The sequence below is a fragment of the Streptomyces sp. NPDC001880 genome (assembly GCF_053594575.1).
Map to the genome: position 1 here is coordinate 1 of NZ_JBSFET010000290.1, position 1,283 is coordinate 1,283.

Genomic DNA, 1,283 nt, shown 5'->3' on the forward strand with positions numbered 1-1,283 from the left:
CCGGTGCTGGCCGAGTTGTCGGGTGGGGGAGTGGGATGGTCGCCCCTGCCCCCGGCCGCCCAGTACCTGCTGGAGCTCGGTGGTGGGTATGGCCGGTTCCAGCAGTCGATGGTGGTGACTTTGCCTGAGGGGATCGACGCGGCGGGTCTGGCCGCGACGGTGCAGGCGGTGCTGGATGCCCATGATGTGCTGCGCGCGCGACTCGTGGCTGACGGCCATGACGCGGATGTGGCCGAGGGCGGGGCCGGGCTGGTGGTTACCGCACCGGGTGCGTCGGCTGCCGGGGACCTGATCCGTCGGGTGGAGTGTTCCGGAGCATGGCAGGACGTTTCCTGGCAGGGGGTGCTGGCTGGGGAGTTGGATGCGGCGGCGGGTCGGCTGGATCCTGTTGGTGGGGTGATGGCGCAGTTTGTGTGGTTCGATCCGGCGGGTGGTGGTGAGGGCCGGCTGCTCGTGGTTCTCCATCATCTGGTGGTGGATGGTGTGTCGTGGCGGATTCTGCTGCCGGATCTGGCGGTTGCGTGGGAGCAGGTGCGTTCGGGGCGGGTGCCGGTGCTTGCGGGGGTGGGGACTTCGGCGCGGCGGTGGATGCATGCGTTGGCAGAGGAGGCTGCTCGGCCTGGGCGTGTGGCGGAACTCGCTTTGTGGGAGCGGGTGTTGGTGGGTCCTGATCCGTTGCTGGGTGTGCGTCGGGTGGATCCGTTGGTGGACACGATGGCCACGGTGGGCCGGGTGCGGGTGGCGGTGCCTTCGGAGGTGACGGAGGTGTTGCTGACGGCGTTGCCGGCGGCGTTCCGTGGTGGGGTGAACGATGGTCTGCTGGCGGGGTTGGCGTTGGCGTTGGCTGAGTGGCGTTCGCGGCGTGGTGTGGTGGAGTCGTCGGCTTTGATCCGGTTGGAGGGTCATGGTCGTGAGGAGGAGTTGGTTGCGGGGGCGGATCTGTCGCGGACGGTGGGGTGGTTCACGAGTATGTTCCCGGTCCGTTTGGATGTGGCCGGGTGTGATCTGGGTGAGGTGCTGGCCGGGGGTGCTGCGGCGGGGCGTGCGGTGAAGGCGGTGAAGGAGCAGTTGCGGGCGGTCCCTGACAAGGGGATGGGGTTCGGGCTGTTGCGGTATCTCAACGCGGAGACGGCGGGGGTGTTGTCGGGGTATGGGCTGGGGCAGATCGGGTTCAATTATCTGGGGCGGTTCTCCTCGGCGGACATGCCGGAGGAGTTGCGGGGTCTGGGCTGGGTCCAGGCTCCCGAAGGCGGCGTCATGGCCGACCTCGACCCCGACATGCC

General features: G+C 68.6%; 1 protein-coding gene. It reads left to right on the forward strand.

Annotation, left to right across the window (positions count from 1 at the left end; translation table 11 throughout):
* Positions 1-1,283, forward strand: a 1,283-nt coding sequence (locus ACWCQ6_RS37350; RefSeq protein ID WP_451096969.1) for a condensation domain-containing protein, incomplete at both ends; no start/stop codon positions are given.